The following is a 16,446-nucleotide window of genomic DNA, read 5'->3' as shown; positions in this document are numbered from 1 at the left end:
TGACAAGCCGTCTCTGCGGAACCGCAGGTCACTGCCGAGGACCGAACCTGGTCGGGGCGGAACTCGCAGGGGCCCGCCGGGGCGGGCAGATGAAACCGCCGCCCGCCCCTGCGGGCGAGCGGCGGAGAGGATCAGCGGCGGATGCCGAGGCGCTGGATCAGCGAACGGTACCGCGCGATGTCGGTGGCCTGCAGGTACTTCATCAGGCGCTTGCGCTGACCGACCAGCAGCATCAGACCACGGCGCGAGTGGTGATCGTGCTTGTGGGTCTTCAGGTGCTCGGTCAGGTAGGTGATGCGGTGCGTCAGGAGCGCGGCCTGGACCTCGGGCGAACCGGTGTCACCCTCGGTGGTCCCGTACTCCTTGATGATCTCCTGCTTGGTGGCGGTGTCGAAGGCCATGGTTCTCCTGTGGTCGTTGCGCGGCGCACCGGGACCGTATGTCCCGGGCTCTCTGGGCGAGCATCGCCCCACGTCCCCGCGGGATGCGCACACGATCATCACGGGCGCTGCGGGGTGGGGCGGACTAACTCTCCGCGGCCGAATTCACGGCGTGTGCAGGATATCAGTCGGCCGTGGCCGAACGGGAGGACTCCGCATCGAGAGTGCGGCGGGTCACCTCGACGTCCCGCTCCATCTGATCCACGAGACTCTCGACCGAGTCGAACTTGAGGGTGGGGCGCTGGAATGCCACGAACTCGATCCGGACGGTGTCCCCGTAGAGATCGAGATCATGCGCTCCGTGCACGTAGGCCTCGACCGTCCGCCGCGGCGCGCCGTCGACCTCGAAGGTCGGATTTGTGCCGATCGAGATCGTCGCGGGTGCGCCGGTCAGCGGCGCGGTGCCGAGGTGGCCAGGGTCCTGATCCACAACCGTGAGGTGGCCGGCGTAGACGCCGTCGGCCGGGATCAGACCGGCCGGGGACGGCCCCAGGTTGGCGGTCGGGAAACCGAGATCACGGCCGCGCTGGTACCCGTGATGCACGACATCGGAGACCGTGTGGAACCGTCCGAGACCCTCCGCGGCACCTTCGACATCCCCGGCCAGCAGAGCGCCGCGGATCGCTGAGGAGGAGATGCGACCGCTCCCTTCCCCCTCGGGGCCGAGGTCCGCGACGGTGACGACCTCAAAGTCATACGTCCGACCGAGCTCGCGCATGGTGTCGATGGTCCCGGCGTTCGCGCGACCGAACAGGGCGTCCTCGCCGAGCACGACGCACTTCGCCCCGAGACCCTCGACGAGGAAGACCCGTACGAAATCCTCGGGCGAGTAGAGCGCGAAATCTCGGGTGAACTCGAGATCGAGCACACCGTGCAGTCCCGCCAGCAGCAGCAGCCGATCCCGGTCAGAATGCCCCGTGAGCAACGGCGGATCCCCGGGCGTGCCCATGACGTGGCGCGGGTGCGGCCAGAACGTGAGGGCGACCGGGGTCAGCGAACGGGTCTCGGCATGACGCAGCAGTTGATCGAGCACGTAACGGTGGCCGCGGTGGATCCCGTCGTAGTTGCCGATCGAGACCGCCGTCGCACCGAGGTCGACGGGCACGTCCTGGACGGAGTGCCAGATGGGGGTGCGGGTCACGGCGCGGTCAAGTCCTTCCAGGGCCGGGTGCGCGGACGCACCCTCGGGCAACGGCACCGAACAGTGGCGCCCATCGGTGCGAGAACACCGGGGAACACTGTAGCGCCCAGATGCGTGAACGGCCGTCCGCATAGTTCCTGGCGCCACTCCGAGGAGGTGTCAGAAAAAGGTGCGACGCGGCAGGTCTTCCCCCAGGACGTGACCGAGCTGTGACGAAGCTCGGCATTTTCAGCATATCGCCGGTGATGGGCGCTCCGTTACCCTGAAGGACAAGGCGGCGCCGGGGAGGGACCCCTGTGCCCTCCCGCGCTTGATGCGGGGGCAGACACGACGGCCGCTGAGAACGGATCGAATTCCATGACGAACGTGACCGAACCGGCCGCGATGGGTGGCCCGTCTCGACCCACCGACCGCCACGGCCGTCGACGGATCATCATCATCCTGGTGGCCATCATCGGCGTCATCGCGGTCGTGCTGACCGGCGGCGCCCTGGCATACGCCAAGCAGTTCGAGGGCCGCGCCCTGCCCGGGACGACCGTGCTGGGTCAGGACGTCGCGGGCAAGACGCCCGAGGAGATCGCCGCGCTCGTCACCGAGCGCGGCGAGGGCGTCACGGTGACCGTGACGGCCGGCGACCAGCAGCTCGAGGTGCCGCTCGCGGATCTCGGCGTGAGCGTCGACGCCGCCGCCACTGCGCAGGCCGCCGTCGACGGCGAGGACTCCTTCGGTGACGTGATCTCCTCGACCTGGTCGGGCGAGCGTGCCGTCGAACCCGTCGTGAGCGTCGACGAGACCGCCGTCGCAGATTTCGCCACCGGGCTCATCCCCGAGGACATGACCGAGCCGGTCGATGCCCAGGTCACCTTCGACGAGGAGGCGCAGACCTGGAACGCCGAACCCGGCCGCAATGGCCAGGGGGTGGATCCCGAGACCCTCGTGGAGACCGTGAAGCAGAAGGCGCCGGCACTCGAGGACTTCAGCGTGGAGCAGCCGATCCAGGACATCGCTCCGGCGATCACCACGGCGGAGGCCGAGGAGACAGTCGGCACCATCGGCTCCCTCCTGGAGCAGCCGATGTCCATCGCGGGCGCCGAGGACGAGACCCACGAGGTCTCGGCCGAACGTCGCAGCAGCTGGCTCTCCGTCGCTCCCGACGAGGAGGGCAAGGCACTGGTCGTCTCCGTCGACGAGGACGCCGTGCACGAGTGGGTGTCCGCGCGCGCCGACGAGGACGCCGTCGAGGTCAAGAACGGGATCGAGCAGGTCGACGAGGAGGGCGAAGTCGTCAAGGTCGTCGCCGAGAAGACGGATGGCCTGCAGATCACCAACACCGATGCGGTCGCCGAGGAGCTGATCTCCGCACTGAACGGCACCTCGCCCCTGGAGGCCGCGTTCGAGACCAAGAAGGTCGAGGCGGAGGTCGACGAGGTCGACGCCCCCAAGGACGAGGACGAAGAGAAGAAGGACGAGAAGAAGAAGGACGAAGAGAAGAAGGACGCGGACGAGAAGAAGAAGGACGAAGAAAAGAAGGACGCGGACGAGAAGAAGAAGGACGCCGAGGAGGAGACTCCTGCCGCCAAGCCGACCGGTGAGAAGTGGATCGACGTGGACCTGGCCAACAAGACCGTCACGGCGTACGTCGGCGACACTCCGGTGTGGGGCCCGCGCTCGATGGTCGACGGCAAGGAAGGCAACGAGACGGTCACCGGGTCCTTCGAGATCTACCTCCGCTATGACCGTCAGGACATGACCAACGCCGCGTACTACCCCGAGGGGCACGAGAAGTACTACCTCACCAAGGACGTCCCCTGGGTGCAGTACTTCCATCGTGGATTCGGCTTCCATGGTGCACCGTGGCGCTCGTCCTTCGGATTCTCCGGCTCGCATGGCTGCATCAACATGCCGGTGTCCGATGCGAAGTGGCTGTACGACTGGGCATCCATGGGCACGCGCGTGGAGTCCCATTACTGAGCAGCGGCTCGCTGACACGATCCCGCTGACACGCTGAAGGCCTCCCCCGGTTCTCCGGGGGAGGCCTTCGTCGTGTCAGCGGGCGGCGCCGACGAGAGAGCGTCCGGGAACGACTCCTCGAGCCGTACCTGTCTAGGGCGCCGGGACGTCCGTCCTTCCAGGGTTCTCGAGTTTCGGCGACGGTCCCGGGCGGCAGGCGTCTGCTCAGCAGCGGGCCTCGGGCGGGATGACCATCGCCGGGCGCCAGCGGGAGCCGTCGGGGCGGAGCACGGCGCAGAGGGCCCCCTGGGGGTCCAGGGCGGCGACGACGTCCCGGTCCTCTCCCTCGGGCCGGAGCACCGGCGGGACTCCCGCCGGTGCGACTGCCTGCTCCTCGGTGCGCGGGATGGGGCGACCGTCGGCGAGGTCGCGCGCTCCCTGCTCGTCGACGGTGAGAACCGGCAGCACGCGGGCCGCCGTCTCCCCCAGCCCGCCCAGCGGGAGATCGACGTCGTCGCCCTCTCCGCGGGCCGGGACCTTGTGGCCGTCCTGCACGGCGAACGGACCGATGCTCGTGCGGCGCAGGGCGGTGAGATGTCCGCCGACACCGAGAGCGGCCCCCAGGTCGCGCGCCAGCGCTCGCACGTAGGTCCCTGAGGAGCAGGTGACCACGGCGTCGAGGTCGAGATGCCCCTCGACCTCCCGACGACCGGTCACCTCGAGGTGGGAGATCCGCACCGGGCGAGCCGCGAGCTCGACGTTCTCTCCTGCGCGGGCGCGAGCGTAGGCGCGCTTGCCGTCGACCTTGATCGCACTGACGGTCGAAGGCACCTGCTGGATGTCCCCGCGCAGGAGCTCGAGCTGCTCCTGGATCGCGGTGTCGCTCACAGCGGTGGCGTCGTGGTGGATGCCAAGATCCTCGCCCTCACGGTCATCGGTGGTGGTGGCGCGTCCGAGACGGATCGTGGCCTCGTAGGTCTTGTCCAGGCCCACGAGGTAGGTCAGCAGGCGCGTGCCCTGGCCGATCCCGAGGATCAGCAGTCCGGTCGCCATCGGGTCCAGGGTGCCGGCGTGGCCGACCTTCTTGGTGCCCAGCAACCAGCGCACGCGGGCGACGACGTCGTGGCTCGTCCGCTCCGGTGCCTTGTCGACCAGCAGGATGCCGTGCGGCGAGGTCATACGTCCTCGCGACCGCGACCGTCGGTGTCGGTGCCCGTGCCCGAGCCCGAGCCCGAGCCGTCGTCGAGGCCGGTGCCCTCTGCTTCGTCGAGATCGGCGTCCTCGTCACGCGGCACGCGGTAGGGATCGGCATCTCCGGCATAGGCGGCGCCCTCCTTCGCCTCCGCGAGCTCGGCGTCACGACCGCGCGCCTCGGACAGGAGGTCCTCGATGACTCGAGCGTTCTCCGGGATCGCGTCCGCGATGAACTCGAGCGTCGGGGTGAGCCGCACGCCGGTCTGACGCCCCACCTCACGGCGGAGCATGCCAGTGGCGCTGACCAGCGCAGCGCCGGTGCCCTCGCGTTCCTCGTCGGTGCCGAAGACGGTGTAGAAGCAGGTGGCGTGCTGCAGGTCGCCGCTGACGCGCACATCAGTGATGGTCACGAAGCCGAGACGCGGATCCTTGACCCGGGTGTCGAGCATCGTGGCGACGATGACCTTGATGCGGTCGGCGAGCTTGAGGGCGCGGGGGTTGTCGTTCATGGTCGGTCAGTCTCCTGGTCGGCGTCGAGAGCTGCGAGCTCGTCGAGGCGGGAATGGTCGGTGGCGACCGCGAGCAGGGCGTCGCGGTCGAGGGAGGAATCCGCTCGGTGGCGGAAGGCGCCGTCACGGCTGATCACCTGCAGCCCGGCGTCGGCCAGCATCTCGCTGGCCTCGTCATGACTGAGGGTATGCCGGGTAACCACGTGCGCGATACCCGAGCACTCACGCAGCAGCAGGTGCCAGGGGCCACCGGAGCCTCGCAGGACGTCGACGCGGGAGCGCTGCCGGGCGTTCTGGCAGCGCGATCAGTGCTGGACGCCGTCGGTCTGATCCCGACGAGGGCATCGAGCCAATGGGGGGTGGGGTGGGGCGACAGGTCACTGCCTCCGGTGGCGTCGCCGCCAGGAGCGGCGGCGTGAGGCTGCAGCCTCCTGGCGAGCCTGCGTATCGGGCGCGAGAGCTCGGCGTCGAGGCGAGGCCCAGGTGCTGGCCACGCGCGGAGGCGGCGTGGCGTCGATCCTCCCTCGCGGGCGGCCGGGCGCCCCAGAGGCGCCCGGCCGGTACCGGATCAGCTGCGGGGCTTCTCCTGCATCTCGTACGTCGTGATGACGTCACCGGTCTGCAGGTCGTTGAACGACCCCAGGTTGATGCCGCACTCGTAGCCCTCTCGGACCTCGGTGACATCGTCCTTGTAGCGGCGCAGTCCCGCGATCTCGAGGCTCTCGGTGACCACGACACCGTTGCGGGTGATGCGTGCCTTGCCGCCTCGCTTCATGAGGCCGCTGCGCACAATCGAGCCGGCGATGTTGCCGAACTTGGAGGACCGGAAGATCTCGCGGATCTCCGCCGAGCCCAGCTCGACTTCCTCGTACTCCGGCTTGAGCATGCCCTTGAGAGCCTGCTCGACCTCGTCGATGGCGTTGTAGATCACGCTGTAGTACTTGACCTCCACGCCCTCGCGGTCGGCGTACTGCGCGTTCAATCCCTCGGCGCGCACGTTGTAGCCGATGATGATCGCATCGGACGCGACGGCGAGATTGATGTTGTTCATCGTGATCGCGCCGACACCGCGATCGATGATGCGCAGATCCACGCCCTCGCCGACGTCGATGCCGAGCAGCGACTCCTCCAGGGCCTCGACCGCACCTGCGGCGTCTCCCTTGAGGATGAGGTTGAGCGTCTCGACCTTGCCGTCGGCCATCGCCTTGTTGATGTCCTCGAGGCTGATGCGCTTGCGGGCCTTGGACAGCGACGCGGCACGCTTGGCGGCCTCGCGCTTCTCGGCGATCTGGCGGGCGGTGCGCTCGTCCTGGGCGACCAGGAAGGAGTCACCGGCGCCGGGCACCGAGGTCAGGCCGAGCACCTGCACGGGGCGGGACGGGCCCGCCTCGGTGACATGCTCGCCGTTCTCGTCGAGCATGGCTCGCACTCGGCCGTGGCCGATGCCGCAGACGATCGCGTCGCCGACGTGCAGCGTGCCCTGCTGGACCAGAACCGTCGCGACCGGGCCGCGGCCCTTGTCCAGGTTGGCCTCGATGGACACACCGCGTGCGTCCTTGGCGGCGATCGCCGTGAGCTCGAGAGCAGCGTCTGCGGTGAGCAGGACCGCTTCGAGCAGCGCCTCGATGTTCTGGTTCTCGCGGGCGGAGACGTCGACGAACATGGTGTCGCCGCCGTACTCCTCGGCGATCAGGTTGTACTCGGTCAGCTGCTGACGGATCTTCTCCGGGTTCGAACCCGGCTTGTCGATCTTGTTGACCGCGACCACGATCGGCACGTTCGCCGCCTGGGCGTGGTTGAGCGCCTCGATGGTCTGGGGCATCACGCCGTCATCGGCCGCGACCACGAGGATCGCGATGTCGGTGACGTCGGCGCCACGGGCACGCATGGCGGTGAACGCCTCGTGACCCGGGGTATCGATGAACGTGAGTGCGCGGTCCTGACCCTCGTGCTCAGCCTGCACCTGGTAGGCGCCGATGTGCTGGGTGATGCCGCCGGCCTCGCCGGCGCCCACCGTGGCCTTGCGGATCGTGTCGAGCAGTCGGGTCTTGCCGTGGTCGACGTGACCCATGACCGTGACGACCGGGGGGCGCGGAACGCGATCTTCTGCGTCCTCCGCGTCGAGCTCGGCATCGAGATCGATGTCGAACTGTCCGAGCAGCTCGCGCTCCTCGTCCTCCGGGGAGACTATCTCGATCTTGTAGCCCAGTTCGGTGCCGAGCAGGTCGAAGGTGACCTCGTCGAGGGACTGCGTGGCCGTGGCCATCTCGCCCATCGCGAACAGGACGGTGATCAGTGACGCGGGGTTGACGTCGATGCGGTCGGCGAAGTCGGAGAGCGATGCTCCGCGGCGCAGGCGGATCGGGGTGTTGCCGTCACCGCGGGGAATCGAGACGCCACCCGGTGCGGGTGCCGACATCTGCTCGAATTCTGCGCGCTTCGCGCGCTTCGACTTGCGCGAGCGTGCGGGCTTGCCGCCACGACCGAAAGCACCCTGGGTGCTGCCGCGACCGCCGCGACCGCGGGGACCGCCGCCACCGCCGCCAGCGGGAGCGCCGCCACCGGGAGCGCCGGTGCGACCACCGGGACCGGGCCTGCCTCCGCGACCGCGAGCACCGGCGTCGCCGCCGGGTCGCGCGTCGGCAAGACCGCCGCTGGAGTGCTGTCGCATGATGCCGGGGGTCGGCGCGCCGGGACGGGGACCGCCCCCGGGGCGGGGAGCTGCGCCCTCGCGGGCCGGACGAGCGGTACCGGCCTGATCAGTGCCGCGGCCCTGACTCTGGCCCTGGCCCTGGGGACGGGACCCGGGGCGAGGCATGCCCTGCGAGCTGGCGAACGGGTTGTTGCCGGGACGGGGAGCGCCCGGACGCGGAGCGCCCTCACGCGGCGGACGATCGCCGCCGCCCTGGCCCGGCTTGCGGGATCCGGGACGGGGCATGCCCTGCGAGCTGGCGAACGGGTTGTTGCCGGGACGTGCGTTGCTGGGACGGGGCGAGGGACGCTCACCACCGGGCTTCGGCGCGGGCGAGGGGCGCTCGCCCCCGGGCTTGGGGGCAGTGCTGGTGTCCGCTGCAGACGCTGCGGGCGCCTCAGACGCTGCGGGCGCCTCTGAATCGGACGTCGCGGGCTCCTCAGCAGGCGTCGGCGCGGCGGCGGACTCCGGTGCCGGAGCCGCTGGAGCGGCTGCGGCGGGCGTCTCGGTCACCGGCGCGGACGGCTCGGGCTCGGTCGGTGCCGGCGTGGCGGCAGGCTTGGCACCGGGCTTCGGAACGCTGCCGGGCTTGGGGGCGCCGCCGGGCTTACGAGCTGCGGATGGTGCCGGGGCGCTCGTCGCGGAGGTGTTGTCACCACCCTTGGTGGGGAGCTCCTCCCGCAGACGGCGGGCGACGGGGGCCTCGATGGTCGAGGAGGCGGAGCGAACGAATTCGCCCATGTCCTGCAGCTTCTGCAGAACGATCTTACTGGGGTGTCCGAGCTCCTTGGCGAGCTCGTGGACGCGGACCTTAGCCACATTTCTCCTGTCTCGGTCCGGCCGACAAGAGGGCTCGGACCATTAATTCCTGAAGGTGCTCATTGCCGAGTACTCATCGGATGTCCATGGTTCTTCTACCTGTTCCACGTTCGGGTGAAATCGGAGTTCTCGAGATCCCGGGCTATGGACCCGGTGTCGACCGCGCCCCGGAAGGACCTGGCGAAGCCGCCCCGCCGCAGGGCGAGGTCGAGACATGATGCGTCGCGGTGGAGCCACGATCCGCGGCCGGGAGCCGATCCGGTGGGATCGACGCGGACTCGCGGGGCGACGCCGTCGGGAGCGGACTCCCGTACCAGACGCACCAACTGATCGCGCGCAGCCACCTGATGGCAGCCGACGCACGTGCGCTCGGGCGGAGGGTGCGAAGGGTGGGTGAGCACGCCTCCACCTCCGTTCCGAGCGCTTCCGTCTGCATGGGTCCTCGACCGCGAACGGCCTGCGTCACCACCGGACGAACAGCCTCGCCAGTGTAGCGGAAACGCCACGGACCGCCCTCACCCGCGAGGCGTGGGCCACATCTCAGAGATCGGCCGCGGGACCTGCGGGAGTGCTGGGCTCGGCGTCCGGTGCGACCTTGTGCGCGGCCTCGGGCACGGGATCGCTGTCCGGGCGGATATCGATCTTCCATCCGGTGAGCTTCGCCGCGAGTCGGGCGTTCTGCCCGTCCTTGCCGATGGCGAGCGAGAACTGCGACTCGGGCACGATGGCGCGGACCGCGCGACCCACCTCATCGATCACCGTGACGCTGGTGACCTTCGAGGGCGAGAGCGCATTGGCGACGTACGTGGCGGGGTCCTCGTCGAAGTCGACGATGTCGATCTTCTCCCCGGCCAGCTCGCTCATCACCGAGCGCACGCGGGCGCCCATGGGGCCGATGCACGCGCCCTTGGCGTTGACGCCGGGAACGGTCGCCAGGACGGCCATCTTGGTGCGGTGACCGGCTTCGCGGGCGAGCCCGGCGATCTCGACCGTGCCGTCGGCGACTTCGGGGACCTCGAGGTCGAACAGGCGCCGCACCAGGTTCGGGTGCGACCGCGAGAGCGTGATCTGCGGTCCCTTCGGCCCACGACGCGCCTCGGTGACGTAGGCGCGCAATCGTCGACCGTGGGAGTAGTCCTCCCCCGGCACCCGCTCGTGCGGAGGCAGCACCGCCTCGACCTCGCCGAGGTCGACCAGCACCATGCGGGGATCACGGCCCTGCTGGATGATGCCGGAGACGATGTCGTCGGCACGATCGGCGTACTCCCCGAGCACCGCCTCGTCCTCGAGGTCACGGATGCGCTGGAAGATCACCTGGCGCGCCGTCGAGGCCGCCACCCGCCCGAAGTTCTCGGGGGTGTCGTCCCACTCCTCCACCACCACGCGGTCGCTGTCGCGTTCCCGGGCGATCACCGCGACCTTCCCGGTGTGCTCGTCGATGATCACCTCGGAATCCCGCACGGGATGGTCGGTGTGCAGGTAGGCAGCGTGCAGAGCCGAGCGGATCGCGTCCAGGAGGACAGGAAGTCGGATGTCTCGCTCACGTTCGAGGGCCCGCAGGGCACCCATATCGATGTCCATCTCAGCTCTCCTTCAGTGCGGTGGGGTCGGCGTCAGCGATCAGCTGCGCGATGTCGGCGGGCGGGTCGAATTCGACCTCGACACGGGCGGAGGTGACGTCGGCGACCGGGATCTCCAGTCGCTCGGGCGTGCCGTCGGGACGGCGTCGGGGCCGGCCGCGATCATCGCGTCCCGGCTCCTGGCGCAGCAGGAGGACGTCAGCGGCAGTGACGGCGAGCAGCCGGGCGCGGTAGGGCACGTCGTCGATGGTCAGCGTCAGCAGGCGACCACGGGAACGACGGAAGTGCCGCGGAGCGGTGAGCTCGCGATCCACCCCGGGGGTGGTGATCTCCAGGACGACCGGGTCCGGACCCAGCAGCGTGTCGTCGGCGTCGACCACGTCGGACAGCTCCCGCGACGCCGTCGCGACGGCGTCGAGGTCTGCGCTGCCGAGCTGGTCCTCCGGCAGGTCCACGATCAACCTCACCTCGGGCATCGACCGGGGACCCTTCACCACGATGTCCTCGAGCACGAGGTCATGGACCGCAAGGATCCGGGTTGCAGCCTCCCGCAGGGCGGTGTGGGCCATCTGGCCATCGAGGTCGCTCATCGCTCGCTCACCTCCTCCTGCATATGGATACCTTTGTGTCCGTCGGGGACGAATCGCCCGACGGGATGGACCCAGGATAGTGTCCGCGAGCTGTGGACGCCTCCAGGAACGGCCCCGATGCGAGAATCCTCCTGTGCTCCCTCCCGATGATCACCACCCCGCAGCCCGCGCCCTCACCCGTCGCCGGGTCCTGAGGTCGGGCGCCGCAGGTGCGCTCGGACTGCTCACCGCGGCCACCTCCTCGGCGTGCGGGCCGATCCGGCTCGGCGGCCCCGAGACCTATACGCCGCCTCCACCCGGGATCGACGACCTGTATCGGATCGATCTGCTCGCCGTGCTGGATCGGGCCGTCTCGGGGGCCGACGCGCTCGTGGAGGCAGTGGGAGGGGACCTCTCCGCGGACCCTGCACTGTCCTCCGCCCTCGCGGTCCTGGTCTCGGCGCTGCCCGCCCAGCGCAGCGCGCTGCTGACGGGCGCTCAGGCCGAACGGGAACAAGCGGTCGCGACGGATCCGGCACCGGACCAGACCCCTTCCCCTGCTCCGGCCGATGCTCCGAGCGACGGCGCAGAGATGGTCGCCGTGCTGGTCGAACTGCGCGACCTGGCCACGGACGCCGCTCGACAGGTCTCCGGCTCCCTCGCCCGCCCGGTGGCAGCGATCGCCGCCCACACAGCCTGGAGCGTGCGCCGCTTCCATCTCGCGGCCCACACCGGCGAGGTCCCCGCACTCCGCACGGCCGAGCAGATCGAGCCGAGCCGCGAGATCCCGACGACGGACCCCCCGTCGGTCGGCGCCGCGACCGATTACCACTCGACGATCGAGCGCGCTCAGCAGGAGGAGTGGTACGCCGGGTACGTGCACGAGGTGCTGGCAGCCCGCACGTCGGCCGACGAGAGCGAGCTGAACCTCACCCTCAGCGAACGCCACCGCGCGCGAGCCGAGGCGCTCGGGGCCCTGGCCGAGCAGGACGATGCGCCGGTGGTCCCCCGACAAGCGGTCTACGCTCTGCCCGGCGGCACGCTGGACGAGCAGATGGCCGCAGAACTGCCGACACTGCTCGCCCAGGGCCTGCTCGTGGACCACGTCGCTCTGGTGGGAGCGGCCCCGTTCGCCCGCCGCCCCCTGTCCATCGTCGCTGCGATGGAGGAGGCGGAGGTGCTGGTGGGTCTGGCCGGCGGCATGCAGCCGTTGCCGAGCCTCGAGGTCGAGGACCCCGCGGTCAGCGACGGCGGGTGACCGGACCGCCCTCGGACGGCCGGAGCGGTCGCTGCCGGCCGTCCCGCGCCGCTCAGGCTCCGCGGACCTCCGCGACCACGGCCTCGACGACGTCTGCGGGCGAGACTTCCTCGAGGGTGCCGCGGGCACGGTCGCGGACCTCGACGACACCGGTCGCCAGCCCCTTGCCGACCACCACGGAGGTGGGCACACCGAGCAGTTCGGCGTCCTTGAACTTCACACCCGGGGAGACCTTGGGGCGGTCGTCGTAGAGCACCTCGAGGCCACGCGCCTCGAGCTCCGTCCCGATCCGTTCGGCCTCGTCGAAGATCTCCTGACCCTTGCCGGTCGCCATGATGTGCACGTCCGCCGGGGCGATCTGGCGCGGCCAGACCAGGCCCTTGTCGTCGTGGTGGAGCTCCGCGATCGCGGCGACCGCGCGAGTGACACCGATCCCGTAGGAGCCCATCGTGACGACGACGGTCTTGCCGTTGACGTCGAGCACCTTGAGGTCCAGCGCCTCGGCGTACTTGCGACCCAGCTGGAAGATATGACCCATCTCCATGCCCCGGGTCAGCCGCATCGGGCCGGAGCCGTCGGGAGCCGGATCACCATCGTGCACCGCGGCGGCCTCGATGGTGCCGTCGGCGTGGAAGTCCCGACCGAAGACGAGGTCGTAGACGTGCTTGTCCTTCTCCCCCGCACCGGCGACCCAGGAGGTGCCGGGCACCACGCGGGGGTCGACCACGTAGCGGATCGCCGAATCGGACTCCGTGCCCAGGCCGTCCGGGCCGATGTAGCCCTTCTTGAGCACGGGGTGCTTCGTGAAGTCGGCCTCGGTGAACGGGGTCGCGACCGCCGGGGCGACGGCGGTCTCCAGACGCTTGTCGTCGATCTCGCGGTCGCCGGGCAGCGCGATCACCAGCGGTTCGGTGGAGCCGTCGGGGTAGGTCAGCAGGTAGACGAGGTGCTTGAGCATCTCGTAGCGGGTCCACTCCCCGGACGCGGCGATCGGCCCCTTCCCGGGGAAGGCCCGGTTGGAGAAATCGGTCAGAGCGGCGATGGTGCTCGCACCGGGGGTGTCCTCGACGTGCATCGCCGGGAGGGCGGCGATGGCCGCATCATCCAGAGCGGGGGGTGCGATGGTGGTGACAGCTTCGACGTTCGCCGCGTAGCCGCCGTCGGAGACCACGAAGGTGTCCTCGCCCACCGCTGTCGGGTGGAGGAACTCCTCGGAGCGGGAACCTCCCATGGCGCCGGCATCGGCCCGGCAGATCACGGTGGGCAGGCCGAGACGCTCGAAAGTGCGCTGGTAGGCGCCGCGCTGCTTCTCGTAGGAGGCGTCCAGGCCGGCGTCATCGATATCGAAGGAGTAGGCGTCCTTCATCACGAACTCGCGAGTGCGCAGCAGGCCCGCGCGGGGGCGCGCCTCGTCGCGGAACTTCGTCTGCACCTGGTACAGCATCACCGGGAGGTCCTTGTACGAGTTGTACAGATCCTTCACGGTGAGGGTGAACATCTCCTCGTGGGTGGGGGCGAGCAGGTAGTCCCCCTGGCGACGGTCCTGGAGGCGGAACACGGTGGGTCCGTAGTCCTCCCAGCGGCCGGTCGTCTCATAGGGCTCCCGCGGCTGCAACGCCGAGAACACGAGCTCCTGGCCCCCGATCGCCTCCTGCTCCTGGCGCACGATCGCCTCGACCTTGCGCAGAACCTTGAGCCCCAGCGGCAGCCAGGTGTAGACGCCCGGGGCGCTGCGACGGACGTACCCGGCGCGCACGAGCAGCTTGTGGCTGGCGACCTCGGCGTCGGCCGGGTCCTCCCGCAGTGTGCGGACGAAGGACGACGACAAACGGATCATGGGGGCACGGCCTTTCACAGCGGGCGGTTCGGCGCCACCGCCACCAGTGGCGGATGCGGGGTCCATCGTACTGGGCAGGAACCGTGCGAGGCGGCCAACGGCAGCAGCTGCGTGCGCGCCCTCGAGGGCGCCCAGTACTCTGAACGGATGCACTGGCCAGGACGACGTGCCGCGGAGGGGTCGAGCCCCTTCGAGCGGCCGGCGGGAGCGGATCCACGGGTCGACCCGTCCCGGGGCACCTCCCGCCGTCACGTGCTGCGCGGAGCCGGCGCCGTCGCGGTACTGGGCGCCGTCGGAGCGGGCGGGTACACGGTGAGCCGTCTCGTCGCTCCCCCGGTCGACCCCCGCGCCGTCGTCTCCCTGTCGTCGCAGACCGTCGCCTATGGCGCGACGCAGGAGCGGGTGCTGGTGGGCGCCAACGGCATCGACGCCGCCATGCATCCCGGGACACGACTGCTGGCCGCCCTCCCGGAGGGGTCCGAGGTCGGGGAGCGCTCGCGGGAGTTCTGGGCCGGCACCGAGTCCTGGAGGTCGCGCCTCGCCGCCGCCCACCCACGGCGAGCCCAGCTGGAGTCCCTCGCGGAGTCGGCCCTGGCCGACCTGTGGATCCTCGGAGACGCGCTGCCGGCACCCGTCGCCGCCTGGACCAAGAACTGGCGGTTCATCTGGCCACGGGATACGGCGTTCTGCGCGGTCGCACTCGCTCGCGTCGGTCATGTCGAGCGGGCCCTCGCCGCTCTCGAGCACCTGCAATCCCTCCAATCGGCCGACGGGTGGTTCGAGGCGCGCTACGTGCCCGGAACCGATCGGGCACCGGATGACCGTCGCCGCCAGTTCGATGGGACGGGCCTCGTGCTCTGGGCAGCCGCCGAGGTCACGGGGGCCCTGCCCGAGCCTCGTCGCGACGCCGCGATCGATCGCCTGTCCCGTCTGATCAGCACCTCCCAGGAGGCCCTGCTCGCCGCGACCCGCGACGGCAGTGGCATGCCTCCGGTCTCCCCGGATTACTGGGAGGTGCGAGAACGCAGCGTGACGCTCGGCATCATGACTGCCACGCTCGCCGGCCTGCGCGGAGGCGCCGCACTGACCGGCTCCGACCGGACTCAGGGCGCCGCCGACTCCTTCGCCCTCCTGCTGACCGAGTCCTTCGGGGCGAACGGCTTCCAGCGCTACCGCCGCAGCGGGGGCCCGGACTCCGCGCTGGCGTTCCTCGATGCGACCGGCTGCCACGACCTGGTCCCGACCGATCAGCTGGTCTCCCTGCGGCAGGAGCTCGCACGCCCCGGAGGCGGCATCGCCCCGGGCGCCTCCTGGCGCGAGGACGGGATCAGCTGGACGCCCTCGACCAGTCTGCTCGGGCTGGCTCTCGCCCGGGCCGGTGAAAGTACTGCCGCGTTGGAGATCCTCGCCTGGATCGCCGAGCACCGCACCGAGGCCGGCTCGATCCCGGAGAAGGTGCTGTTCGACGGGCGCCCGGCCGCCGTCGCTCCGCTCGCCTGGACCGCGGCGAACGTGCTGCTGGCTCTCGAGACGCTGAGCCGGGAATGACCTGGTACGGCACCGGCCCAGGCGACGGAGTTCACCGCGCCCGGCGCAGCAGAGGCAGGAGCCCTCAGAACAGGATCGTCGAGAGCTCGCCGACCTGGCGGAATCCGGCAGCGGCATAGGCTCGGCGCGCGGCCTCGTTGAAATCGTTGACGTACAGGGAGACCTGCGGAGCGTGGTCACGGCGCACCTGGCGCACCAGCTCCGCCATGGCCGTCCGGCCGATTCCGCGGCCACGGTGATCCGGCCGCACCCACACCCCATGGATCTGGGCGACCGGCCCGAACAGAGCGCCGACGTCGGCCTTGAACAGCACCACGCCGTCCTCGATCACGACATAGGTGCGCCCGTGATGGATCAGCCCTTCGACACGGGCCCGGTAGGAACGGCCGCCGTCCCCCAGCATCGGGTCCACCCCGACCTCCTCGCGGAACATCGCGACCGCGGCCGGGAAGACCATGCTCTCCTCGCCCGGTACAGCCGCACGCAGCTCCGAGGTGACGAGGTGCGCGGTCTCATCGGCCATCAGCAGCGGCTGGCTCCAGCGGTACTCCCGCACGTCCCGGGCCCAGTCCGCAGACAACGACTCCCACAGCTTCTCGACAGCGGCGCGGGCACCGACCACCGAGCTGGAGCGGCGATTGCGGGCCGCCAGATGGCGGCCGAACTCACCGAGCGCCAGCCCGGTTGCAGACAACGGGGAGACGTTCACCCCGTGCCAGAGCAGACCCTCGGGCCGCTGTTCGTCCCCGGCCAGGGAGAACTCCTGGGAGACTGCGGCGCTGCGCCCCACCTCCTGCAGACGCGCGCCCGCGAGCGCATTGGTCACCGGGTCGGTGAGCGCGTGCGCGAGTGCGACGTCGAGACCACTGGGGCGGATCGCTCGGACCCGCCCTCCACGCCGGAACATGG

At 70.2% G+C, this 16,446-nt stretch carries 15 protein-coding genes; 3 read left to right on the top strand and 12 right to left on the bottom strand.

What is annotated here, in order from left to right:
• Positions 1-131 precede the first annotated feature (131 nt).
• Together rpsO and INT51_RS05485 are read right to left on the bottom strand one after the other, a co-directional pair.
• Positions 132-401, bottom strand: coding sequence for a 30S ribosomal protein S15 (gene rpsO, locus INT51_RS05490; protein WP_193104204.1), 270 nt, complete (start codon positions 399-401; stop codon positions 132-134).
• A 163-nt stretch (positions 402-564) separates the two neighbouring features.
• Positions 565-1,581 carry a bifunctional riboflavin kinase/FAD synthetase gene (locus tag INT51_RS05485; RefSeq protein ID WP_193104203.1) on the bottom strand — a complete coding sequence of 339 codons (1,017 nt, stop codon included), beginning with the start codon at positions 1,579-1,581 and terminating at the stop codon, positions 565-567.
• Between the two features lie 357 nt (positions 1,582-1,938).
• On the opposite strand from INT51_RS05485, the gene INT51_RS05480 reads away from it, so the two are divergent.
• The gene (locus INT51_RS05480; protein ID WP_193104202.1) at positions 1,939-3,552 is read left to right on the top strand and encodes a L,D-transpeptidase family protein; all 1,614 of its coding nucleotides are present in this window, start codon (positions 1,939-1,941) and stop codon (positions 3,550-3,552) included.
• A 204-nt stretch (positions 3,553-3,756) separates the two neighbouring features.
• Here the strand turns inward: INT51_RS05480 and truB are convergent, their stop codons facing one another.
• The 8 genes from truB to rimP form a co-directional block, all read right to left on the bottom strand.
• Complete coding sequence (truB, locus tag INT51_RS05475; RefSeq protein WP_193104201.1) at positions 3,757-4,710, bottom strand: tRNA pseudouridine(55) synthase TruB; 954 nt, start codon at positions 4,708-4,710, stop codon at positions 3,757-3,759.
• Complete coding sequence (gene rbfA / locus INT51_RS05470) at positions 4,707-5,234, bottom strand: 30S ribosome-binding factor RbfA (RefSeq protein WP_193104200.1); 528 nt, start codon at positions 5,232-5,234, stop codon at positions 4,707-4,709. Before rbfA ends, truB begins: the two co-directional genes overlap by 4 nt.
• Positions 5,231-5,437: a hypothetical protein gene (locus INT51_RS05465; protein WP_193104199.1), complete on the bottom strand. Its 207-nt coding sequence runs from the start codon at positions 5,435-5,437 to the stop codon at positions 5,231-5,233. Before INT51_RS05465 ends, rbfA begins: the two co-directional genes overlap by 4 nt.
• On the bottom strand, positions 5,368-5,781 hold the full coding sequence (locus tag INT51_RS22825) for an EspF repeat-containing protein (RefSeq protein WP_193104387.1): 414 nt from the start codon (positions 5,779-5,781) through the stop codon (positions 5,368-5,370). The genes INT51_RS05465 and INT51_RS22825 overlap by 70 nt, the downstream gene beginning before the upstream one ends.
• A 21-nt stretch (positions 5,782-5,802) precedes the next feature.
• Entirely contained in the window at positions 5,803-8,745 is a 2,943-nt protein-coding gene (gene infB / locus INT51_RS05455; RefSeq protein WP_193104198.1) for a translation initiation factor IF-2, read from the bottom strand.
• Positions 8,746-8,840: 95 nt separating this feature from the next.
• Positions 8,841-9,146: a YlxR family protein gene (locus INT51_RS05450; protein WP_193104197.1), complete on the bottom strand. Its 306-nt coding sequence runs from the start codon at positions 9,144-9,146 to the stop codon at positions 8,841-8,843.
• Positions 9,147-9,285: 139 nt separating this feature from the next.
• Positions 9,286-10,326 carry a transcription termination factor NusA gene (nusA, locus tag INT51_RS05445; protein ID WP_193104196.1) on the bottom strand — a complete coding sequence of 347 codons (1,041 nt, stop codon included), beginning with the start codon at positions 10,324-10,326 and terminating at the stop codon, positions 9,286-9,288.
• A 1-nt stretch (position 10,327) separates the two neighbouring features.
• Entirely contained in the window at positions 10,328-10,915 is a 588-nt protein-coding gene (gene rimP, locus INT51_RS05440; RefSeq protein WP_193104195.1) for a ribosome maturation factor RimP, read from the bottom strand.
• A 133-nt stretch (positions 10,916-11,048) separates the two neighbouring features.
• On the opposite strand from rimP, the gene INT51_RS05435 reads away from it, so the two are divergent.
• Entirely contained in the window at positions 11,049-12,152 is a 1,104-nt protein-coding gene (locus INT51_RS05435; RefSeq protein WP_304502086.1) for a DUF4439 domain-containing protein, read from the top strand.
• A gap of 52 nt (positions 12,153-12,204) precedes the next feature.
• Here the strand turns inward: INT51_RS05435 and INT51_RS05430 are convergent, their stop codons facing one another.
• Positions 12,205-13,989, bottom strand: coding sequence for a proline--tRNA ligase (locus tag INT51_RS05430; protein WP_193104193.1), 1,785 nt, complete (start codon positions 13,987-13,989; stop codon positions 12,205-12,207).
• A gap of 147 nt (positions 13,990-14,136) precedes the next feature.
• Between INT51_RS05430 and INT51_RS05425 the strand changes: the two genes are divergently transcribed.
• The gene (locus tag INT51_RS05425; RefSeq protein ID WP_193104192.1) at positions 14,137-15,537 is read left to right on the top strand and encodes a hypothetical protein; all 1,401 of its coding nucleotides are present in this window, start codon (positions 14,137-14,139) and stop codon (positions 15,535-15,537) included.
• A gap of 64 nt (positions 15,538-15,601) precedes the next feature.
• Here INT51_RS05425 and INT51_RS05420 read toward each other — a convergent pair whose 3' ends face one another.
• Positions 15,602-16,444 (bottom strand): GNAT family N-acetyltransferase, encoded by an 843-nt coding sequence (locus tag INT51_RS05420; protein ID WP_193104191.1) that lies wholly within the window; start codon positions 16,442-16,444, stop codon positions 15,602-15,604.
• Positions 16,445-16,446: the final 2 nt, after the last annotated feature.

It is taken from the genome of Brachybacterium sp. FME24, assembly GCF_014897705.1.
GTDB lineage: Bacteria > Actinomycetota > Actinomycetes > Actinomycetales > Dermabacteraceae > Brachybacterium.
This window is presented reverse-complemented; position numbering and strand designations above follow the sequence as displayed.